At 38.1% G+C, this 21,727-nt stretch carries 19 protein-coding genes; 9 read left to right on the top strand and 10 right to left on the bottom strand.

The annotated features are described in order from the left end of the window. Nucleotides 1–51: 51 nt before the first annotated feature. On the bottom strand, nucleotides 52–1,986 hold the full coding sequence (locus tag HMPREF2802_RS07870; protein WP_070503474.1) for an ABC-F family ATP-binding cassette domain-containing protein: 1,935 nt from the start codon (nucleotides 1,984–1,986) through the stop codon (nucleotides 52–54). Nucleotides 1,987–2,483: 497 nt separating this feature from the next. Between HMPREF2802_RS07870 and HMPREF2802_RS07875 the strand changes: the two genes are divergently transcribed. From HMPREF2802_RS07875 to HMPREF2802_RS07890, 4 genes are all read left to right on the top strand, one after another. Then, a complete protein-coding gene (locus tag HMPREF2802_RS07875; RefSeq protein WP_070503476.1) occupies nucleotides 2,484–3,122 on the top strand; it encodes a redox-sensing transcriptional repressor Rex in 639 nt (212 codons plus the stop codon). A 119-nt stretch (nucleotides 3,123–3,241) separates the two neighbouring features. Continuing rightward, nucleotides 3,242–4,177 (top strand): zinc ribbon domain-containing protein, encoded by a 936-nt coding sequence (locus HMPREF2802_RS07880; RefSeq protein WP_070503478.1) that lies wholly within the window; start codon nucleotides 3,242–3,244, stop codon nucleotides 4,175–4,177. A 278-nt stretch (nucleotides 4,178–4,455) separates the two neighbouring features. Further along, nucleotides 4,456–5,553, top strand: coding sequence for a YeeE/YedE family protein (locus HMPREF2802_RS07885; RefSeq protein WP_070503480.1), 1,098 nt, complete (start codon nucleotides 4,456–4,458; stop codon nucleotides 5,551–5,553). A gap of 18 nt (nucleotides 5,554–5,571) precedes the next feature. Then, nucleotides 5,572–5,796 (top strand): sulfurtransferase TusA family protein, encoded by a 225-nt coding sequence (locus HMPREF2802_RS07890; RefSeq protein ID WP_002471757.1) that lies wholly within the window; start codon nucleotides 5,572–5,574, stop codon nucleotides 5,794–5,796. 142 nt (nucleotides 5,797–5,938) lie between these two features. Here the strand turns inward: HMPREF2802_RS07890 and HMPREF2802_RS07895 are convergent, their stop codons facing one another. The 3 genes from HMPREF2802_RS07895 to HMPREF2802_RS07905 all read right to left on the bottom strand — a co-directional run bounded on the left by HMPREF2802_RS07895 (nucleotide 5,939) and on the right by HMPREF2802_RS07905 (nucleotide 9,774). Beyond that, entirely contained in the window at nucleotides 5,939–6,916 is a 978-nt protein-coding gene (locus HMPREF2802_RS07895; RefSeq protein ID WP_070503482.1) for a LacI family DNA-binding transcriptional regulator, read from the bottom strand. A gap of 145 nt (nucleotides 6,917–7,061) precedes the next feature. Continuing rightward, nucleotides 7,062–8,477, bottom strand: a complete 1,416-nt coding sequence (locus HMPREF2802_RS07900; RefSeq protein WP_070503484.1) for a glycoside hydrolase family 32 protein — start codon at nucleotides 8,475–8,477, stop codon at nucleotides 7,062–7,064. Between the two features lie 19 nt (nucleotides 8,478–8,496). Continuing rightward, the gene (locus HMPREF2802_RS07905) at nucleotides 8,497–9,774 is read right to left on the bottom strand and encodes an MFS transporter (protein ID WP_070503486.1); all 1,278 of its coding nucleotides are present in this window, start codon (nucleotides 9,772–9,774) and stop codon (nucleotides 8,497–8,499) included. Between the two features lie 195 nt (nucleotides 9,775–9,969). On the opposite strand from HMPREF2802_RS07905, the gene HMPREF2802_RS07910 reads away from it, so the two are divergent. The 3 genes from HMPREF2802_RS07910 (at nucleotide 9,970) to HMPREF2802_RS07920 (ending at nucleotide 13,522) form a co-directional block, all read left to right on the top strand. After that, on the top strand, nucleotides 9,970–10,986 hold the full coding sequence (locus HMPREF2802_RS07910) for a LacI family DNA-binding transcriptional regulator (protein WP_070503488.1): 1,017 nt from the start codon (nucleotides 9,970–9,972) through the stop codon (nucleotides 10,984–10,986). Nucleotides 10,987–11,069: 83 nt separating this feature from the next. Next, nucleotides 11,070–12,551, top strand: a complete 1,482-nt coding sequence (locus HMPREF2802_RS07915) for a sucrose-6-phosphate hydrolase (protein ID WP_070503491.1) — start codon at nucleotides 11,070–11,072, stop codon at nucleotides 12,549–12,551. Next, nucleotides 12,551–13,522: a carbohydrate kinase family protein gene (locus HMPREF2802_RS07920; protein ID WP_070503493.1), complete on the top strand. Its 972-nt coding sequence runs from the start codon at nucleotides 12,551–12,553 to the stop codon at nucleotides 13,520–13,522. Before HMPREF2802_RS07915 ends, HMPREF2802_RS07920 begins: the two co-directional genes overlap by 1 nt. Before the next feature lie 60 nt (nucleotides 13,523–13,582). Here the strand turns inward: HMPREF2802_RS07920 and agrA are convergent, their stop codons facing one another. The 5 genes from agrA to HMPREF2802_RS07945 all read right to left on the bottom strand — a co-directional run bounded on the left by agrA (nucleotide 13,583) and on the right by HMPREF2802_RS07945 (nucleotide 17,887). Next, nucleotides 13,583–14,299 carry a quorum-sensing response regulator AgrA gene (gene agrA / locus HMPREF2802_RS07925; protein WP_002471758.1) on the bottom strand — a complete coding sequence of 239 codons (717 nt, stop codon included), beginning with the start codon at nucleotides 14,297–14,299 and terminating at the stop codon, nucleotides 13,583–13,585. A gap of 14 nt (nucleotides 14,300–14,313) precedes the next feature. Continuing rightward, complete coding sequence (gene agrC / locus HMPREF2802_RS07930) at nucleotides 14,314–15,606, bottom strand: quorum-sensing sensor histidine kinase AgrC (RefSeq protein ID WP_070503495.1); 1,293 nt, start codon at nucleotides 15,604–15,606, stop codon at nucleotides 14,314–14,316. Between the two features lie 26 nt (nucleotides 15,607–15,632). Further along, a complete protein-coding gene (gene agrD / locus HMPREF2802_RS07935) occupies nucleotides 15,633–15,770 on the bottom strand; it encodes a cyclic lactone autoinducer peptide AgrD (protein WP_002471753.1) in 138 nt (45 codons plus the stop codon). Further along, complete coding sequence (locus tag HMPREF2802_RS07940) at nucleotides 15,767–16,342, bottom strand: accessory gene regulator AgrB (RefSeq protein ID WP_049409366.1); 576 nt, start codon at nucleotides 16,340–16,342, stop codon at nucleotides 15,767–15,769. The genes agrD and HMPREF2802_RS07940 overlap by 4 nt, the downstream gene beginning before the upstream one ends. 759 nt (nucleotides 16,343–17,101) lie before the next feature. Continuing rightward, nucleotides 17,102–17,887 (bottom strand): carbon-nitrogen family hydrolase, encoded by a 786-nt coding sequence (locus tag HMPREF2802_RS07945; RefSeq protein ID WP_070503497.1) that lies wholly within the window; start codon nucleotides 17,885–17,887, stop codon nucleotides 17,102–17,104. A gap of 224 nt (nucleotides 17,888–18,111) precedes the next feature. Here HMPREF2802_RS07945 and HMPREF2802_RS07950 point away from each other — a divergent pair, with 224 nt between their 5' ends. Beyond that, a complete protein-coding gene (locus tag HMPREF2802_RS07950) occupies nucleotides 18,112–20,460 on the top strand; it encodes an SdrH family protein (RefSeq protein WP_141746387.1) in 2,349 nt (782 codons plus the stop codon). 55 nt (nucleotides 20,461–20,515) lie between these two features. On the opposite strand, the gene mroQ is transcribed toward HMPREF2802_RS07950, so the two are convergent. Then, nucleotides 20,516–21,256, bottom strand: coding sequence for an intramembrane glutamic endopeptidase MroQ (mroQ, locus tag HMPREF2802_RS07955; protein WP_070503501.1), 741 nt, complete (start codon nucleotides 21,254–21,256; stop codon nucleotides 20,516–20,518). Between the two features lie 170 nt (nucleotides 21,257–21,426). On the opposite strand from mroQ, the gene groES reads away from it, so the two are divergent. Next, complete coding sequence (groES, locus tag HMPREF2802_RS07960; protein ID WP_002471739.1) at nucleotides 21,427–21,711, top strand: co-chaperone GroES; 285 nt, start codon at nucleotides 21,427–21,429, stop codon at nucleotides 21,709–21,711. Nucleotides 21,712–21,727: the final 16 nt, after the last annotated feature.

Consider the following 21,727-nt stretch of genomic DNA (forward strand, 5'->3'; position numbering starts at 1 on the left):
AAGCTGAGACAGTGCATAATTTTACTATCTCAGCTTTCTTCTATGTGACAATTAATCCAATTTTTCTTGTAATTCTTCCCAATTGATCATCGCTTCTTCTAACGTGTGTTCGATTTGTGATTTTTGTTCGGCTATTTCAGCTGCTTTTTCAGGATCACTAAAAATATCGGGTTGGGTAAGTTGTTCATCTAAAAGTTCAATTTCCGTCTCACATTTGGTAATCGTCTCTTCATACTCATTAATTTGGCGTTCGATTTGACGTTGCTCTTTGCGACGCTGTTTCTGATCTTGATAAGTATTAGAAGTAGCGGCAGTCTCTTGCGGTTCTGACGATGCTGAACCTTGCTTACGATGTTCAGCCAACGCTTCCTTCTCTTCTAACTTTTCAACATAGTATTGATAGTCCCCAAGATAGAGCGAACCGCCTGACGTGTCTAGATCGAAGACCTTATTCGCGAGTTGATCGATAAAGTAACGGTCGTGGGAGACGAAGATAATCGTTCCTTCGAAACCACTTAACGCTTGTTCCAACATTTCCTTAGAATCGATATCTAAATGGTTCGTCGGCTCGTCTAAGATAAGAACGTTATTTCGTTCAAGCATTAAGAGCGCAAGTTGAAGACGCGCTTTCTCGCCACCAGACAAGTCGTTGATAACTTTCTTAACTTCTTCTTGTACAAAGAGGAAACGGCCAAGTACCGCACGAATATCTTTCTCTGGCATAGTAGGGTATTGATCCCACACGTAATCAAGAATCGTCTTATTCGATTTAAACTCAGCTTGTTTTTGATCGTAGTAACCGATGCGAAGATTAGCGCCAGTCGTAATTTCTCCGCCTAGTGCTCGTTGTTGATTAGCAATTGTCTTGATGAGCGTTGACTTACCAATTCCGTTCGGTCCAATAACTGCAATGTGATCGCCTTTAAAGACCTCTAAATTAATCGGTTGAGTAATCGGTTGTTGATTATAACCAATTTCAAGCGAACGTATATGAAAGACATCGTTACCCGTATTGCGATCAAAGTCGAATTGAATGTTAGCACTCCGCGCATCGAGCATCGGCTTATCGATTTTTTCAATCTTTTCAAGGGTTTTGCGACGACTTTTAGCCATACCACTCGTAGAAGCTCTGGCAATATTCTTATCTACAAAGTCTTCTAAGCGTTTAATCTCTGCTTGTTGTGCTTCATATTCTTGCATGCGCTTTTCGTAATATTTGTCACGTTGTTCGATAAATTGTTTGTAATTGCCATGATAGTGACGCACTTCACCTAGTGAGACGTCGTAGATTTGTTTAACAATTTTATCTAAAAAGTAACGGTCATGACTGATAATAACGATGGCGCCATTAAAGAAATTAAGATATTGTTCGAGCCACTCCGTCGTCTCCATGTCCAAATGGTTGGTCGGCTCGTCAAGAAGGAGCAAATCAGGTTCGCTCAGCAACATTTGCGCAAGAGAGAGTCGCGTCTTCTGACCACCGCTAAAGTCGTTGATAGGGCGGTCGAAATCTGTCTCCGTAAAGGACAAACCGTGTAGCACAGTCTTGATCTTGCTCTGATATTGGTAGCCTTCACGCTGCTCAAAGTCGTTAGAGAGTTTCTCGTAAGTCGCAATATGTTCTTGATACTCTGAACTTTCGTAGTCGTCTGCGTGTTGAGCGAGCCACTCTGTTTCTTCACGCATACGTTCTTCTAATGAAATGATGTATTCAAACGGTTGCGACATGGCTTCGAAGACCGTCTGTTCTGTATCGAGCGTCATTTGTTGGGTGAGGTAACCAAGTTTCAAGTCTTTCACTTTGGAAATGTGACCTGAGTCATAGTCCTCTACGCCAGCAATTATCTTCATTAATGTGGACTTACCGGCGCCGTTTCGTCCAACGATACCGATGCGCTCGCCGCTTTTTACTTCGAAATTGACATCATTGAAGATGTCTTCGCCGTCGAATGATTTAGTAATATGGTTGAGTTGTAATAGAATCATTCTGCTTTGCACCTCACTCACTTTCATATTCTACATTATTAAGGTTTTGGATAAAATAAGAGTTGTTTATTTTCATAAAGTATTAAGGTATAATATTTTTTAGATTGAGGGTAAAATAGAAAAAATAACACGTTTTCACTTTGACGATTTTCCCTTGCTTAGAGGATCACACTCAACTAATTTTTGTCGCTTGTATAGCTCCAAAAATGGATTTTCGTTGTGATCTTAATCTCTCAAGCGTGTCAAATCGTCTTGGGAAAACGAAATCCAAATTGACTCTTACTAAGGGCAAAGAAATAATTATATCTTCTTTGCTTATTATTTAATTCTATTTACCATTCATAAAGATAAAAATAGTAGTAATAGTAAAGTGTTAAAGTGTAAGTGTTTCAAAATATGTAACTTATACTTGTACATCTCTATTACTATAACCATTAATTTTTATCTAAGAGTAATAGTTCTATTAATAGAAGACTCATATTGAGGAGGAAGCCCAAATGGCTATTCATAGCGATAAGATTCCTCGCGCTACTTTAAAGCGTTTACCTTTATATTATAGATTCGTCAATACCTTGAAAGCAAAGGGAATTGATCGAGTTAATTCTAAGACCATTAGCGAGGGTCTAAATATAGATTCAGCAACGATACGTCGTGATTTTTCCTACTTTGGAGAGTTAGGCAAGAAAGGCTATGGTTATAACATCGATAGTTTGTTAAACTTTTTTAAAAATGAAATTAACGAGAACCAAGATATTAAGATTGCTCTCGTCGGTGTCGGTAACCTCGGTAAAGCCTTACTCACGTACAACTTCTCTATCCATGATGAAATGACGATTACTGAGGCGTTTGATATCCGAGATGAGATTATCGGCAAACAAATCGGTAGTGTTGCTGTAAAACATATGGATCAACTGCAAGAGACTTTGGCGCATGAAGCGATAGATGTGGTGATTCTGACGACACCTGAATCTGCAGCTCAGCATGTCGCCAATCAATTGGTGGAAGCAGGGGTCAAGGGAATTCTGAATTTCTCACCTGCACGTATTGAGACTCCAGAATCTGTGCAAGTTCATCAAATTGATTTAGGTATCGAATTGCAGTCACTACTATTCTTTATGAAGAATTATCAAAGTTAAGATTAAAGCTAGTGAGAATGGGATAATGATTACTACATTCTGTTATTATCCTATTTTTATTAGCTCTAAAAATAAATGTCACATTTTTCGTAATACGATTGAAAGGGGTATGTATAACAATGGTCTTCTGCACCAATTGCGGCCATAAAAACTCAGAAAATCAAAAGTTCTGTGTAAATTGTGGCGCACCACTCAGAAATGCAAATGTTTCTCAACAAACATCACAAAATCAAGATAAGGAACAAACACAATCACAACAACATGATTCTCAACACACATCTACACAGCAACAACATCATCAAGGCGGCAACCAAGGTCGTGCGCATCAAGCTACACAGTCTTCGGCTTCTCAATCTTATGGCGCACATCAACAAACACGTCAAACACCACATACATATCAACAAGAGCCAGACAAACGAGGCGGCTCTAAAGTGTGGATTGTGATTTCAACAATCATCTTCTTAGCGATTCTTGCAGCGCTCATCTTTGGTGCCTATAAACTTTATGATCACTATACGAACAAATCAGACGATCACAAGCAGTCACAACATGCATCTAAGAAAGACTCAAACAAATCGAAGTCTAGTGATTCTGATGATAGTTCTAGCGATAAGGATAAAAAGGACGACCCAGCAGATAATCCGACAGACCCTGATGCAGCAAAAGTAGACGTATTCAGTGATCACTTTGATAAAAACTATATGAAAGCACCATCTAAACAAGGCTACAACGGTATTAATAATGGTATGTCGAGAGAGCAAGTTGAGAAGAAACTTGGCCATCCTGAAGGTGAAGTCGATGGACGCGACCACGTCTTCAAGCAGTATCATGATCTAGCCGTTTACTACAATGATGACGATGAAGTTGAACAAGTTGCGATTGCGCCTCACGGTGTCAGCAAGAGTGAGTACATCGATGTGTATAGTGAACCTGACGATTACGAAGGTGACGACCTCGTATATGACTCAGATACGACAAATAACTTTAGTGTGGTCGTAACTGTTGACGGTGGTTCAGTGAAGACAATTGAGAATATTGACCAACTAGATCGTTAATTTAAGAACTTTGACGATGTAGCTAGGGTTAAAAGGCTCATGTCACCAGCACAAATGAACATATATTTTATTCAAAGAGCGGAACTCATTAAGGTTCCGCTCTTTTGTTATGCGCTGAAGCAAGCTTGTCACTCGTTTTGATAGTATACATCTTCACTTTTATCTCAAACACGAAATATATCAAAAATAATGTTAGACAGAAGTCTTGAAATAGTAATATTATAGTATTATTATTGTTATTAATCATATTAGTTTTATCGGGAATAGGGAGTGAAGTTATGAACTGGTTGATCTTAACAGGGATTATCGTCGGTATACTACTCGGGTTTATTATGCAGCGTACGAGATTCTGTCTCGCTGGTGGATTCCGTGACATGTATGTCCAGAAGAACAACAAGATGTTCTACGCGTTATTAATTGCCATTGCAGTTCAAAGTATTGGGCTATTTACATTATCTGCATTTGGCGTCGTGAAAGTACCTCACGAATCTTATCCACTCATTGGCACAATCATTGGTTCATTTATCTTTGGTATCGGTATCGTTCTCGCAGGTGGCTGTGCAACTGGAACTTGGTATCGTGCAGGTGAAGGTCTCATCGGAAGTTGGGTCGCACTCGTCGCTTACGGTTTCACTTCAGCAGTGACGAAATTCGGTATTCTTCAACCTGTGATGGGACGCGTCAATCAGCCTACACAATACCGTACAAGTATGGCCGATACGACAGGTATTCCAAACTGGGTCTGGGTTATTGCGTTGACATTAATCACACTATTCTTTGTGGTAAAAACACTACGCAAACCAAAACCTAAAATTGCAGTACCGAAATTAAAACAAAAATACACAGGTCTTAGACATCTCTTATTCGAAAAACGCTATCACCCATTTGTAGCTGCGATCGGTGTCGGTTTAGTGGCCTTACTTGCATGGCCTTTAAGTGAAATGACAGGGCGTATGCACGGGCTAGGTATTACGACACCTTCAGCAAACATCTCACAATTTTTAGTGACAGGTGATCTTAAACTTATCGACTGGGGCGTAATGCTCGTCTTAGGTATCTTTATCGGTTCTTATATCGCCGCACGTGGTTCTCGCGAATTCAAATGGCGTTTACCAGACAAGAAGACAATTCGCAATAGCGTAATCGGCGGTGTATGCATGGGCTTCGGTGCTTCAGTAGCTGGCGGTTGCTCAATCGGTAATGGTCTTGTAGAAACAGCGATGTTCTCATGGAAAGGCTGGGTTGCACTCGCATCAATGATCCTCGGAACTTGGTTTATGAGTTATTTCATGTTTGTTAAACCAATGAAACAAGTGAAGAAAGCGACTCAATCACAATTAGCACAAGTTAAAACTCATCAAACACAAACGACTTAATATATAGGAGGTATAAGTATGGTACATGAATTAGGTACAGTAGGTATGGTCTGCCCATTCCCACTCATCGAAGCACAGAAGAAGATGGAAACGTTAGATTCTGGAGATGAATTGAAGATCGATTTCGACTGCACACAAGCCACTGAAGCAATTCCAAACTGGGCAGCAGAACAAGGTTATCCAGTAACAAATTACGAACAACTTGATGACGCTTCATGGACGATTACAGTTCAGAAAGCTTAATAAATATAAGTGATGCCGCTTCTTTCGTGATGATTGAAGCGGCATTTTACTGTAAAAATGAGAATGATTTTAAAAGTCTATAATTTATTCTAATCGTGGATAAATTATTTTTCTTCAAACTATAACTTTAACCTCTATTATATTATCCAGTCGTTCCTTCCCACAGTTGAACTGGAAAGATATGTTCTTGATTAGTAGACTTATTTTGGATTCTTTGTTCTAATATCTCTATTGCTTTATCTGCAATTTGGCTTATAGGTTGTATAATCGTAGTTAAATAAGGATGCATATATCTCATTAGTTGAGTACCATCATAACCTATTAACTTTAAATCTTCAGGAATACGTTTACCTAATTGTTGAGCAATATGATAAATTTGAATCGCATCAGTATCATTTGAGGCAAAGATACCATCAACATTTGGATGATCTTGAAAAATGCGAGAAAATATTTCTGATTTCTCTTCATAGCTAAGACTAAAATCAATCGTATAAGTTATTGGTTTGAGTCCATACTTTTGCATCGTTTGCTCATAACCTGTTTGTCTTAAGTTTGCAGGCGTATTGACATCAATAGGGCCATTAGTATGGATAATATGACGGGCACCTTGTTGAATCAGACGTTCAGTAGCTATCATGCCGCCGTTAAGATTATCAGAACGAACATCTGGTATATCTTGATTCATGATTCTATCAATAGCGACGATAGATAAATTTCTGTTATTGTATTGTTCAATTCCAATATTATGTGTACCTACGATAAGGGCATCAACTTGATTTGATAATAGTTGATTCATATAATGTCGTTCTTTTTCAGGATCACTCATTGAATTACCGATTATAACTACGTAACCTTTAGCATATAATTTTTTCTCTAATTCTAGAATAAGTTCACCAAAGAACGGATTAGCTACTGTTGGGAATAACAATCCAATGATATTTGTCTTCTGCTGATAAAGTTGGCGAGCTGCCGAGTTCGGTTGGTAGTTCAACTCTTCCATTGCTTGATAGACATTGTTTTTGGTTCTTTCACTTATATATCCTCGATTATTTAGGACACGTGAGACCGTTGTTTTAGAAACTTGTGCTATTTTAGCTACATCTTCTAATTTAGGTTTCATTGCGTGATCCTCCTACTTAATATAGTTTATATACTTCATTATGCACTTTTTAGAAGTAAAATGCGATCTAAATAAAAAGAAGCGGACTCATAGATCATGAAAAGAGTCACGCTTCTTAGTAGGATAAACCTTGAATATTTATTATTTAATCAAAGCGAATAGCATTATCTTCGAGCTCGTAAATTTCCGAACTCATATTTATAGGTGCTTCTGCAGAAAGCCATAATTTAGGAGGTGTCTCACTATAGAATCTTTCTGTAAAAACGGCTTCCCCATCGTTAATGAATAATTCGAGAGAACTTGTGTCAATAAAGATTTGTAAATGTATCTCATTGGTTGATTGAATCGTTGCATATCTACTATCTAATAAATCTTCACGGAAAAGTATAAACTTATTGTTATCTGCATTAAAGTTAATGGATAGCAAATCATTTTTCTCGTCCGTCATTTGAATCTTAAAGTTTTGATGTGATAGTGAGAGATTAATTTCAGTTTGAGCTATATCTTCAACTAATAAAGTTTTATTTTTTACTGTTTTATAATCACACGAAATTATATCTTTACGTAACTGTTTGAGTTCTTCAACGGGTGTCATATATAAGTGATCGTCTTTTAAACGTAATTCACGTGGCAACGTTAGGGCACCAGACCAACCGTCAACTTGTTCAGGCATTGCATTGTTCCACATTGCCATCCAACCAATTAGAATGCGTCTACCATCAGGAGCTAGCATTGTTTGAGGAGCATAAAAATCATGTCCATGGTCTAATTCCTTAAAGTGATTACGCGTAAATTGATGAGAATCGTAATTGAAATGACCTACAAAGTATCCATTTTGGAACAAATTAAGATATTGTTCTTTCTCTGCTTTCATGCCTTGTGGTGAGAAAAGCAGTATATGTTTACCATCTAATTCAAAGATATCAGGGCATTCCCACATATATCCTTCAATTTCTTGACCATTAGATACATCGACAGGTCCGATATAATCCCAAGATAACAAATCTTTAGAACGGTAAAGAATGATTCGACCTAGTTCATCAGTATTTTGACTGCCAACTATCATATAGTAATAATCACCGTGTTGCCATACTTTAGGATCTCTGAAATGTTGCGTGTTATCTTGTGGAGGTTCAGGTATTACAGCGTTCTGCTGGTACTTAGTAAAATGGACCCCGTCTTGAGAATAGGCCATATTCTGATTTTGCCAGAAATGATCAGGATCGTTATCATCGTAATAGTGATGACCAGTGTAGAATAAATATAATTTCTCATCTTTTACAATACCAGTTCCTGAGAAACAACCATCTTTATCTTCTTTATCGCCTGGAGTTAAAGCGATAGGTAGGGTCTCCCAATGTACTAAATCTTTACTACGAGCATGCCCCCAATGCATAGGACCCCATTGTGGTTCGTATGGATAATGTTGATAGAAAATATGGTAATAATCATTAAAAAATGAAAAACCGTTTGGATCGTTAATCCATCCTGATTTAGGCATTACATGATAACCTAAACGATATCTATGATTTGAGATTCCATCATTATTTTGCTCTTTCATTATATTAACTCTCCTTTATTTATTCTTTTACAAAAGGATCTCCGTAAACGTATTCGTTGTCTTTTCTTAATGTTATAAAAGCGAAAATTCCTGCTAATAAGACGATAGTTGAAATAACAAAGAAAGTAGGTTGATACCCAATGTGATCCCTTAGAGTACCTAGTGGACCCGATAATATAATTTGTCCCACTTGAGCTGAGACACTATATCCAACCATGTATATTGTTGCTGATAATTTTGTGTCAAAATGTAATGTGATGTATCTAAATATAGGTAATACAAATAACGGCACTTCTAATGCATGAAACATTTTAATAAATGAAACACTTATTGGACCTTGAGCTATACCACACAAACCTATACGTAAAAACATTACTGTAGCACCTAAGAGTAATGTTTTTCGGACTCCAATTTTAGCCATAATAATTGGAACAATTCCCATCATCAATGCTTCAACAAATACTTGAACAGAGTTTAATGTACCATACATCTGTTGTCCTACACTTGAAGATGAAAATAGTTTTGTATAGAAATCAGGAAACATTTGCTGATCAAAGATAGTATAGAAGGACCATGAAAATGTAATAAAGATAATAATGATCCATAAATCTTTTACCTTAAGTAACGAGATGATTCGACTTAACGAAGGTGCAGCTTCTTCTTTATTATCTTCGATTCTTTCTTTTGCATTAACTTCTTCATCAGATTTCCAGAAAAGTATCGTTAATAGTAATATTAAACCAATTAAAGATCCTAACCAGAAGTTGAGATGAGGATTTATAACAAAAGTATAGCCAGCAACAAGAGCCATTACAGCGTAACCAAACGAACCCCAAGCACGAGCTTGACCATATTTAAAGTTAAAGTAACGACTAAATCTTTCACCAACTGCTTCGTAGGCACTCACAGCTGCTAAAAAACCACAAGAAAGAAAAATAGATCCTAATATTACGCCTAACCAAAAATGATGTTGTATAAATGGCGCATATAACCATATAAAGAATGGACCTACAAATGTTGAGAAGAGGGAACAGAAGACAAGTAATGTTCGTTTAATAACTAATTTATCTTGAATTACTCCATAAATGAACATCAATATAAGCGTAACGAAAGAATTTGCAGAATAAATAATTCCGACTTTTCCACCCGATAAACCTAAACCATTGCTACCGGATGTTAGCCATATTTGGAAGAATGACCACCAAATACTCCAAGAAGCGAAGAATAGCATAAACATGAGTGAACTTTGTAAATAAGATTTGTTTTTAAAGGTATCTATAAATTGTGTAGGTTTCATGATGAACCTCCTCATAATGTATTGGAAAGCGCTTTCTTTTAAATAAAGTGTAATCGCTTTCTGAAAATATGTCAACCGGCTGACATATTTAATTTGTTTTAGCTTAATTCCCATTAAAGAGTAGGTTCACTCCAAGCTGTGTGGTAAAATATGGATTGAAATCGCAAATGACAAGAGTGTTGAGAGGTCTTAGATATGAAGAATATTACAGATATAGCGAAGATGGCAGGCGTGTCTAAAAGTACGGTATCGCGATATCTGAATAATGGTTCAGTGAGCGAACAAACGAAACAGTTATTAGATCAAATTATTCAAGAAACGAATTACCAGCCTAATCAGTTTGCGCAAAGTTTGAGAGCGCGACGTACGAATTTGATAGGGGCTATAATTCCTCGTATGAATTCACATGCGGTGGATGAGACGATTAGTGGCGTGAAAGAGGCCTGTGATGAGCATGATTGCCAGCTCTTACTAAACTTCACTAATTTGGATAAGAATTTGGAAATTGAGGCATTAAAGATGTTTCAACGTAGTAAGGTGGATGGCATCGTCTTTATGGCGACGGATATTACTGAAGAACTTCAAGAGATTATTGAACAGTTGGGCGTACCCGTCGTGATCGTTGGCCAAAGTAAAGATGGCTTTAATTGCGTCGTTCATGATGACTACCGTGCTGGGCAACTCGTAGGCGACTACGTAGGTCAACAGATGATGGCGTGTGGTACGTCTAAATCAGAGACAGACACAACATCCCAATCACCTCAAGTTCAATTTTTCGGCGTGACAGAAGAAGATTACGCAGTAGGTGTGTTGCGTAAAAAGGGCATGCTCAACGCTTTAAGCCATTACAATATTCAGCCTAACTTCACATTAACGTCATTTAATTATCGAGAAGCATTGAAGGATATTACAGCACATTTTCAACGACATTCAATCACGCACTATGACACGATAGTCGGTGCTACGGATGCGATTGCCTTGGCTGTCTACAAATACAGTAGCCAATATCAAATACCACAACCTTGGCCGACAATGATTGGGTTTGGTGGAGATCCGATGACTGAACTTGTGTCGCCACCTATTCATACAGTGAAATATCAATATCGTGAAGCAGGCAAAGTGGCGATTGCACAACTTTTCAAAGCACTCAATCAACAATCAATTCAGTCGCCACAGATGATTGATGTGCATTTTACAGAAAGAGAATCATAAAGAATCAATAAGTGGAACCGATACCAAACGAGCGGTCATCCATGTTAGAATAAGTTAATGAGTAAGTAACAGGAGGAACGGATATGAAAGCGTGGACGAGAGAAGAACGATATCAACCTATGGAAGCGGTGAGTCCAGTCACACTAGAGGCGATGAAAGAACAAGTGGCGGAGTCGCCGTATCGCCAAACTTTCCATATTCAACCTGAAACGGGGCTGTTGAACGATCCGAACGGGTTGATTTACTACGATGGCGAGTACTACATCTCTCATCAGTGGTTCCCACTCGGCGCGGTGCATGGCTTGAAATATTGGTTTAACTACCGTAGTCGTGACCTCGTGCACTTTGAACCGCACGGCGTGATTCTGAAACCTGATACGGAATATGATAGTCACGGCGTTTATAGTGGCAGTGCCTTTGAGTATCAAGGACATTTGTATTACATGTATACAGGTAACCATCGAGATGAGGATTGGTCACGTACGTCTTCTCAGTTGATTGCTAAAATGAAAGACGATGGGACGCTGACGAAATTCCCTAAACCTGTGATTGCTGGTCCACCTGAAGGCTATACGCAACACTTTAGAGATCCTAAAGTCTTTCAACGTGGAGATACTTATTATGCTATTCTAGGTGCACAAACTGAAGATGAAGCAGGGCGCTTGCTCCTGTATAAATCGACAGACATTGTTAAGTGGGAGTTTCATGGAGAGGTGAACACACGTCTCGATGCGTTTGGCTATATGTGGGAATGTCCTGATTACTCTGAACTAGACGGACATGATTTCGTCATGTTCTGTCCTCAAGGCATTGAAAGTGATGGCGAACGCTATCGCAATATTTACCAATCAGGTTATTTAATCGGTCAATTTGATATTGAACAATTGGAGTTTAACCATGGCGATTTCTTAGAACTTGATCATGGCTTTGACTTTTACGCACCACAGACGTTTAAGAGTGAAGATGGCGAACGCGTCTTGATAGGGTGGATGGGCTTACCAGATACGGCTTATCCAACTGATAAAGACGAATGGGCGCATTGTCTCACAGTCCCACGCACATTACATATTGAGGATGGCAAGTTAAAGCAACGTCCGATTGCGAACTTACAGAAGTTGCGTACCAATGAGGAGACGGCACTCGGCTATGCGAATAAATTTAATCGCAAGTTGCAGCCATACGAGGGCAAGCAGTATGAGCTCATTATAGATATTTTAGAAAATGAGGCGACAGAACTCTATTTCGAACTGCGTGCCTCTAAGACACAATCGACATTGATTACGTATAATACGCGGACTCAACAATTGACGTTAGATCGCTCTGAAAGCGGACCTCTGCCAGAACCTGTAGATGGCACGACACGGAGTACGGTTCTTGATACACCGTTAAAGCAACTTCAAATCTTTGTAGATACTTCAAGCATTGAAATCTTCTGTAATGATGGTGAACGCGTACTGACTTCACGTATCTTCCCTGATTCAGAAGCGACAGGTATCAAAGCATCAACAGAATCTGGGCAAGTGTACTTGAAATTCACGAAATATGACTTAGAGGAGAATGTATAATGCGTCGTTTATTTGCGATTGGGGAAGCGTTGATTGACTTTATCCCTAATCAAACAGATATATTATTGAAAGACGTCGAAGGCTTCACACGCCAAGTAGGAGGTGCGCCTTGTAACGTAGCGGCTACAGTAGCGAAGTTAGGTGGACATGCTGAAATGGTAACGCAACTCGGTGAAGATGCCTTTGGTGATTTAATTGTGAGCACGTTAGATGAGATTGGCGTGGGAACGAAGCACGTGTTGCGAACGTCTGAAGCGATGACTGCACTTGCGTTTGTGAGCTTAACTGCGAGTGGGGAGCGCGATTTCTCGTTCTATCGTAAACCATCAGCGGACATGTTGTATGATAAGGCCAATATTGAAACTTTGGATGTGCATGAAGACGATATTATGCATTTCTGTTCTGTCGACTTGGTTGAGAGTGAGATGAGAGAGGCACATCAAACATTGATTGAGACGTTTCATCGTGTAGGCGGAACGGTCGTGTTTGATCCGAATGTGCGCTTGCCGTTGTGGGATAGTCCAGAGGCATGTCAGCAGGCGATTTGTCAATTTATTCCTCAGGCACATGTCGTGAAGATTTCTGATGAGGAACTGGAATTCGTGACAAGTAAAAGTAATGACAAAGAAGCAATTGACTGGCTTTTCCAAGGACAAGTAGAAGCGGTCGTTTATACGAAAGGTGCTGAAGGGGCGACGCTTTATCTAGCTGACGGTACGGAATTGAGTCAGGGCGGCTTTAAAGTACAACCAATTGATACGACAGGAGCAGGAGATGCCTTTATCGGAGCGTTTATTGCCCGCTTGTTAGAAGGAGATAAGCAGTCACTTTCTGATTTGCTTAAAATGAAAGGCGAAGACATGTTGCGCTTTAGTAACTATGTTGCGAGCGTAGTGACGACACAGTATGGCGCAATTAGTAGTATTCCTGAACGAGAGAACGTTGAAAAGGGATTAACGAGAGAAGAATAATATAGCGTAAAAAGGCACCGTCCCATCAGTAGGGCGGTGCTTTCGTGTGTAAATAAGCGATTATATCTTTTTTACGTTACGGACAGAAGCATAGCACTCTTCACCATTTTTAAAATAAACAGTTCGTGACTTCGAATCAATCGACTCGATATTATGTCGATTAACAACAAAGCTGTTGTGACATCTAAAGAAACGGTCATCGAGCTGACTCAGTTCTTTCAGATTGCCGTAGAATTCAATTTGTCGATTATCTAAATGAGCGATAAGTCGATGGGATTTGGAAGATGATTCAAAGAACATCACGTCATCGTATTGTACATAGGCGGAGTTGCTGCCACGTTTCAATTCGATTGTCTCAACATTACTCTCTTTACTGAGCAGTTTGAGACGTGCTTCAGATGTTTCCAGACAATCAATAATACGTTTCTGTAACTCATTTGGCTCATCTTTGAAAATAAAGTCCATCGCGGAAACTTTGTAAACGAACGTGAGATAAGTGAGCTCACTATGACTCGTTACGAAAATGATATTGCCGACAGGGTCATGTTTACGAATCTCACTCGCAAGCTTAATTCCGTTCATGTCCGCTTCTAGTTGAATATCTAAAAAATAACAACCGATATCGTTAATTTCTTTAGAACGCTCAAGTACTGCATAAGGATCATCCGTAGACATCTCAACCTTCATCGGTTTTTCCTCAATCATAATATAGTTATTAATGATCGATTCAATACTTTCACGTTGCTTAATATCATCTTCACAAATGAATATTTTCAAATCTCGTCACATCCTTAAGGCTCGAAGTCTAATATTTCTACTTTTTGAATGAAAAAGCCGTTCTCAATCGTTGTATCTAGTAGCACATTCTCATTATCTTCAGCAATTTCTTTCAATGTAGATAAACCTAAACCACGATTGTCTCCTTTAGTAGAGAAATTCTCTTCAAAGAGAGTGTGCACACGTGGCATGTCCGGTTGACATTTATTCATTACTATAAATGTAACAGATTCGCTCTCTTGAATAAAACCAACCCTGATGAGCGGCTCATCTTCAAGTTGTTCAGACGCCTCAATCGCATTGTCTAAGATGATGCCAATCATGCGGGAGAGGTCGATCGTTTGAAGATTAATCTTTTTAATAATATCAGGCACTTCTATACTGATTCTGATATTTTTCTCTTGCGCTTGAAGAATCTTCGTCGTAAGAAGCCCTTTAATTTCACGCACGTGGAAATTCTCTAGGCCGTTGATCTTAATCGACTTCGCTTGCATATTGTCTTGCATAGGTACGATTTCTTCATTAAAATATTTGCGCAAACCTTCCATATCATCCTCACGAATAAATTCAGACATCGTTGAGAGGATATTCACATAATCATGGCGGAATTTGCGCATCTCATTGTTGATTTTTTCAATTTTAAGCGTGTATTCGTAGTAGTTTTGTACTTCTTTCATGTTTCTTTTGTATTGCACTTCGCGGATTATACTATAAGATATAGTGATTAATAAAAAGACAAATATTAAAGTAAATATTATATATATACCTGCTAGAAACTTAAAGTCAGGGAAAGGTATAAAGTTTTTAGGTACATACATATATAATACTACAAAAGCAGCAAGTAATGATAACGAAATCAAAATTAAATATAGTTTACTTAAAGACAAAATAGATTTGTTTAAAATGTTTAATAATTTATTGAATAAGTAAGCTAGTATTAATATGAATATCGTATGAATAACTGAATATATGAGATTATCAATCAAATTGAAAGGACTGTACTCTCTAAATATTCCCATAGTAAGTATTGTAAAGAAATTCATTATGAACGATAATAGATAACTTAATATAGCGATAATAATACCTACTAAACGCTTTTTATAATAACCATACACTATTACACTCAATGACAAAATAATTATGGAAAATTGACCGATTATGAAATAAAAAATCATGCATCCTATTAATATAAATAGTAGGATGACTAAATCTTTTGTTCTATACCTGATATTACCAATAATAGTTATTATAACGAATAGCATAATCATCTGATATACAGGTAAAAAGATAGAATTTAATAAATCCATTATTTACACACTTTCTAACTAATAGGTTATTTATGCAGATCAGTTATTTCTTTTGGAACTTCAGGTTCATCCCACCAACCTCCACATGGATAAACGCCACTTTGTTTTCCTAAGATACTAAATGAAGTTATTAGTATTTTAAAAAATATATTAATTAATTTCATCCCTTATATTCCTCCTTAGGTACAAATATAGGTAATTGTGAAATACCTATTAGAATTTCGCTATATAACAATAAAACTGAGTAAGGCTCCTTTATAAAAATCGATAAAATAAGAATTAAAGTAGCGAGAATCATGGTTTTGATTTTTTTACCTTTACGATATTTAAATGGTAGAGGTTGTTTTTTTGTTGTCCTAGGTGCATAAATTAGTAAAATAATCAAATTCAAAAAAGCTAGACCCATTAGAATTCGACTATCAGGTCTAAAACTAACTATTAAATAAGGCACTAATATAAATGATACTATATTTTGAATATGACACAGTATTGCAGATTTTGCATGTGCGCCATGGGCAAACAACTTTAAAATAAAGTAGGTAATATGAACAGTGAGTGTATAGAAGAACATGTTGCAAAGGAGCGAAATACCATAGGTTACAATACCTTTTGAGATATTATTATATGCAACTTGTATGCCTAACTTAACTTTCAAATAAGTAATATAATCTAAGTTATTTCGATCTCTGAGATAGCTAGCAAATTTTTCTATAATATTGTCTATAAACTTTGCCATAGCGTTTTCTCCTTACTCTAATTATACGAATTAAAGTAAGAACTGTGCATTTACATGCTTAACTGTTCATATTTAATTCCTAACTGTTATTAAAATATTTTCCTTATTGATTTTAACATAAAATAGAATACAGTTTAGAATAAAAAATTACGAGTTAGGGATTATGTGCCCACAAGGGTTGGCACCGTGTTTTAATAAAGATGTATCACAAAGAGATGATACAGAGTCACTTGAATTTCTAAGTGTAGATAGCGCTACTGATACAAACTAGGAATCAATACTCGAATCGTTCGGTTGTAACTGACTCTTCGTATAGTTTGAAATGAGAACGATATCATTTCTTTGAATATTTAACAAGGAGGTACAGATTTATGACACAAGATATCGTAGAAACAGTAACTAAATTTGTTAAATTAATCGCAGAAACAGTTAAGAAATTCACTAAGTAAGCATTGATAATCCCTATTAAGACTGTAATATTGCTCAGTCGCAAGTCAAGTGTCATTACATTTGCTTAAGCAACAGCAAACAAGTATTAACATGTAAGCTATCGTAACATCATTCAATTTATCATTATAATAATCGGTAAATTCACTAAATTTTTTCATAATTAATAACATCCCCAAAAAATAGATAAAGAAAAAATAACTGTAAAACATTCCCTTAATAATCAAGCCGTGAGTCCCTCCCAAGCTCACGGCTTTCCCTATGTCTGAAGATGTTTAATCTGTGTAGTGTTGTTACCGATGACTCTGATTTCTACTTATAAAGTTCCTTTCTTAAGTTCTCAAACACGGGTATAGCTTTCCGTTGTTGAGCCACTTCTTCCATATTTAAATCTAACTCAATTTGTCCTTCTTCGTGTTCTAATTCCGCTAATATTTCACCATTTGGATTAACGACAATTGAATGGCCCGCATATTCTGTTGATCCATCATTGCCACAACCATTGCTTCCTACGACGAACATATCATTCTCAATCGCCCTCGCTTGGAGTAGGGCACGCCAATGTGCTTTACGTGCTTCTGGCCACTGTGCGACATAGAAAGCAATTTGTGCACCTTTACGTGCTGGATAGCGTAATAGTTCAGGAAATCTCAAGTCATAGCAAATAATCTGAGTTGCTGCCACATCGTCTGTTAGTTGAAATGCCTCGGGTACTTTGTCGCCAGCTTCGAGATAGTCAGGCTCTTGTAACATCGGCACCAGATGCACTTTATCGTAGTTATTGATGATTTCTCCTAATTTGTTAACCGTAAATGCGGTATTGTAGACTTTATCATTTTTAATATTTGAGACAGATCCAGCTACAATTGCGACATTATAGTCTTGTGCGAGTTGAGCAATAAATTGCTGACTACGTTCTAAGTTGTGATCTGCTAAGTCATTGAGTTTTTCTAACGCATAACCATTGTTCCACATCTCTGGTAGTACAACGCACTCTGTGTTTGCTGTGATGTGTTTATCAAAGAGCTGTTTGATTTTATTTTCATTTTGTTGTGCATTTGCGGGTTCGATTCTAAATTGTAATACAAGCACTTTCACTTTTATCAGTCCTTTTATAAAAGTAATTATACATAATATACTAGAAAATGATAGCGTTTTCAAAATATAATAAATTCGACTTTGTTGAAACCATTGTGTTACAAAGATTTTACGATAAAATTAATTTTTTAAATTCATATTCAAAAAGTACTATTAACATAATAAAATATGTTAAGTTACAGATAAGAGCAACGTGAAAAATGGGAGAAAGAGAGGTGAGTGAAATGAAAAAATGGCCACATAAATTGATTGCAACAGGTGCAATACTCACGTTAAGTACGTCGTTGGTAAGTAAACAAGCGAACGCTGAAGGTGTTGCGGATCATCAAGTGGAAAATGCGCAAAATAATGCAAATGTGGTAAATCAATCATTATTTAATGCAGCAGATCAAAATGATTTAACTGAAGAGGGACAGGTGAGCGATAGACCAGCAACCAATGGAGCGGCTCACCAAGATGGAGAAGTAATTGCCAATGAAAACGAGCAAATCGGGTTAGAGAGCGAGCAGGCTGAAGGTTCGGAACCAACAGGAAATAATGAAAGCCAAGACAATCATGACCAGAAATCCGCTACAAATTCAAAAGAAGTACAATCAAGTGGTGAAAATCAGCAAGGTGAAGATAATTCAGAAGAAATTTCCGCTGATAATCAAGAAAATGGTTCAGTTGATAATGAAAATGAGAGTCACAATGGCGAAGTAAATCAAGACCCAACTGAAGATGACTCATCCAATAATAGTGGTCAAGGCGAGGGTCAGCAAAATAACTCTGGTGACAGTAATCAGCAAGAGGCTAATCATTCTAATAATGGTTCCGGCAAAGATCCAGATCATTCTCAAGGTAGCGACAATCAAGATAACCCTGATGACAATCAGAATAGTTCTGACGAGGAGCAAAATGGCGGCGATAACCAAGGCTCAGATCATCAAAACGGCAATGGCGACCAAGACGATTCAGATCAGCAACAAGGCGATAACCAGAATGACGGCAAACAAGACCCTGACCACAATCAACAAGGCGACGACCAAAAAGATGACAACACAGATCCTGACAAAGATCAGAAAGACGATGACCAGCATAACAACCCAGGTAAAGATCAAGATGGCGATGATAATAATGATGACGATCATCAAGATAATCCTGGTCAAGGCGACGATGATAACGGTGACAACCACCAAGACAATCCTGGAAAACACCAAGGCGATGACGATGATCAACAAGGCTATGATGACCAGAAGAACCATGATCAACCCGGAGATGGTAAACATGATGGCTCTTCTGATGATGATCCACAAGACCCGTCTGGTGGTCAACATTCTGGCGATGACCCTTCTCGTCCTGGAGAAGATCCGGGTCAAGGTGGACATAGTGGTGGTCAAGATCATCCGAGCGATAAGCCTGGACATGGCGACAACCCCGGCGGTCAAGACAAGCCTGGACAAGGAGATCAGCAGGGGCAAGGTGGTCAAGGCAAGCCGAGTGACAAGCCAGGTCATGACAAAGATGATCGACCAAGCGACAAACCAGGTCAGGGCGATCATCAAGGTGGCCACTCAGGAGGACAAAATCCGCAACCTAGCCAACCTTCTCAAGGCGATCAGCCGTCAGGTTCAAGTTCGCAAGGATCACAACAACATTCTAATCAGCCATCTGGACAGCAAGGTGGGCAAAGTGGCCATGATGGACAACAGAAACCATCTTCACAACCTGGTGGACAGACAGGGCAAGCGCACCAACCTGGACAAGGAACGACTAACCATCCACAAGGTGTACCTCCTGCGCAACAACATCACAATGAACCGACGCACGTAAATCATCAGCCGTCACATCAGCAACGCCCAGATTATCAAGGTATGGTTCCACCTGCACATCATAATTCAAATCAGCAGTGGAGTTCTAATCAGAATAATTCAAATCGTAACCACTTCAATGGCACAAATTTCACGTCATCAGATAATCGTCCAACATCTCAGAACACACAACAGGATTCAAATCAACAACACAGTCATTGGTACGACCGCTTTACAGGCCAACGTAATCAAGATTCGCAAGACAGCTCTATTCTTCAACGTTTTAAGTCTATGGCGACAGGTTCATTAAAATACAACCCATTCGTTGTGGATCAAGTAAAAGAGTTGCATCATAACGATAATAAAGTGAGTAATAATGAAATTAATAATATCCTAAAAAAACAAAATTTCTCGGATAATCATTATTTAAACTCATTACAGAAAGAAACGCGATATTTCAAATTCCAATATTTTAACCCGCTCAAAGCATCACATTATTATAAAAACTTAGACCAACAAGTGCTCGCCCTGATCACAGGGGATATTGGTTCAATGCCGGATTTGAAGAAACCGCATGAGGGTGATGGTAAGAGTAAAAGTCAGTATGAATACCAGCAAAATAAAGATGACAAGATGACAGATACAAGCAAGAATCAAGATGCAGCGAACGAAGCGGTAAAATATAAACGCACGACAATCTCACTCATTACAGCGATGGTCGTTATCTTCCTCGGCACGATTATTGCTTACATTTATCGCTTGAGAAAGCCAGAAGATTCATAAACAAAGAAACCATCTCTTCCATAAAGTTGAAGCGGAAGAGATGGTTTCTCGTTTTTTAAAAAATGAAATGTAAAATAAATGATGTTTGTTCTTGTAATGATTTGATTTTATCTGGGCCAATCACAATCTGCATCAAAACGACCGTACCATTCATCATCATATGAATCAGAATGCTGACCCAAATGCGTTTCGTGTAAACATAGAAGCCAGCGAGAATAAATCCGAGTACGAAATAGGTTAAGAAGTGGGACGGATCGCTATGCGCAAATGAGAAGATTGTAGAACTCACGACTGCCGCAAGGATAAACGCTAATTTATTGTAGCCTTTAATCATATTGTAAATCTCGCCGAATAACACTTTACGGAAGACGAATTCTTCAAGCAATGGCCCCACGATAGAAATCAAGATGATAAACATTGGGAACTGACGCGCGATCTTCATCAAGTTCTCTGTGTTCTCACTCGACTGTGGTGCACCAAGCAAGATGTTAATGATGTTCGTGAGCATTTGCGCGACCATTACAGCCACATAACCTGCGACTGCCCACAGAATCACGTAACGTTTCTCTTCTCTCGGCGGGCGTTCAAGCCGTAATGGATTGCGAATGAAATTATGTAAGAAGATTATGATGATGGCAGCGATGATAAAGAGGATGACTTGCGTATACATATTAGCCGTCAAGAGTTCTTTATCTGACATGCCGTTATAGAAACCGAGCCCTTGTAAGATCAATGGCCCGAACTGTGCGAGTAAGTAAATAACAATCGTTAAGATTGAGACTGATACACGTGACATAATGTACCTCCAATTTTTGTTTATAATTCATTTTATCGTAAAAGTGATTCAGGTACAAAATACGTGAGTGTTAAACTTGAAATGTTGACCAACTTTGATTAATATAAAAGTATGTTAGCACTCGAAAGGTGATAGTGCTAAACTTTTCCTGACGATGAGGAGGTAACAACATGTTAAAACCTATTGGCAATCGTGTTGTAATCAAAAAAATTGAACAAGAACAAACTACGAAAAGTGGTATTGTCTTAACAGATAGTGCGAAAGAGAAATCAAACGAAGGTGAAGTCGTAGCAGTCGGCTCAGGCCAATTACTTGATAACGGCTCACGCGTTGAACCAGAAGTTAAAGAAGGAGACAAAGTCGTCTTTCAAGAATATGCCGGTACAGAAGTGAAACAAGGCGACGACAAATATTTAATTTTAAGTGAAGCAGATATATTAGCAGTAATTCAATAATTGAAGTAGAACTGGA

The organism is Staphylococcus sp. HMSC071G07 (genome assembly GCF_001811435.1).
Taxonomy (GTDB): Bacteria; Bacillota; Bacilli; order Staphylococcales; family Staphylococcaceae; genus Staphylococcus; species Staphylococcus pettenkoferi.

Coding starts and splice junctions, on each gene's coding strand:
- HMPREF2802_RS07870 (WP_070503474.1), bottom strand. CDS start 1,986: ATGATTCTATTACAACTCAACCATATTACTAAATCATTCGACGGCGAA.
- HMPREF2802_RS07875 (WP_070503476.1), top strand. CDS start 2,484: ATGGCTATTCATAGCGATAAGATTCCTCGCGCTACTTTAAAGCGTTTA.
- HMPREF2802_RS07880 (WP_070503478.1), top strand. CDS start 3,242: ATGGTCTTCTGCACCAATTGCGGCCATAAAAACTCAGAAAATCAAAAG.
- HMPREF2802_RS07885 (WP_070503480.1), top strand. CDS start 4,456: ATGAACTGGTTGATCTTAACAGGGATTATCGTCGGTATACTACTCGGG.
- HMPREF2802_RS07890 (WP_002471757.1), top strand. CDS start 5,572: ATGGTACATGAATTAGGTACAGTAGGTATGGTCTGCCCATTCCCACTC.
- HMPREF2802_RS07895 (WP_070503482.1), bottom strand. CDS start 6,916: ATGAAACCTAAATTAGAAGATGTAGCTAAAATAGCACAAGTTTCTAAA.
- HMPREF2802_RS07900 (WP_070503484.1), bottom strand. CDS start 8,477: ATGAAAGAGCAAAATAATGATGGAATCTCAAATCATAGATATCGTTTA.
- HMPREF2802_RS07905 (WP_070503486.1), bottom strand. CDS start 9,774: ATGAAACCTACACAATTTATAGATACCTTTAAAAACAAATCTTATTTA.
- HMPREF2802_RS07910 (WP_070503488.1), top strand. CDS start 9,970: ATGAAGAATATTACAGATATAGCGAAGATGGCAGGCGTGTCTAAAAGT.
- HMPREF2802_RS07915 (WP_070503491.1), top strand. CDS start 11,070: ATGAAAGCGTGGACGAGAGAAGAACGATATCAACCTATGGAAGCGGTG.
- HMPREF2802_RS07920 (WP_070503493.1), top strand. CDS start 12,551: ATGCGTCGTTTATTTGCGATTGGGGAAGCGTTGATTGACTTTATCCCT.
- agrC (WP_070503495.1), bottom strand. CDS start 15,606: ATGGATTTATTAAATTCTATCTTTTTACCTGTATATCAGATGATTATG.
- agrD (WP_002471753.1), bottom strand. CDS start 15,770: ATGAAATTAATTAATATATTTTTTAAAATACTAATAACTTCATTTAGT.
- HMPREF2802_RS07940 (WP_049409366.1), bottom strand. CDS start 16,342: ATGGCAAAGTTTATAGACAATATTATAGAAAAATTTGCTAGCTATCTC.
- HMPREF2802_RS07950 (WP_141746387.1), top strand. CDS start 18,112: ATGAAAAAATGGCCACATAAATTGATTGCAACAGGTGCAATACTCACG.
- mroQ (WP_070503501.1), bottom strand. CDS start 21,256: ATGTCACGTGTATCAGTCTCAATCTTAACGATTGTTATTTACTTACTC.
- groES (WP_002471739.1), top strand. CDS start 21,427: ATGTTAAAACCTATTGGCAATCGTGTTGTAATCAAAAAAATTGAACAA.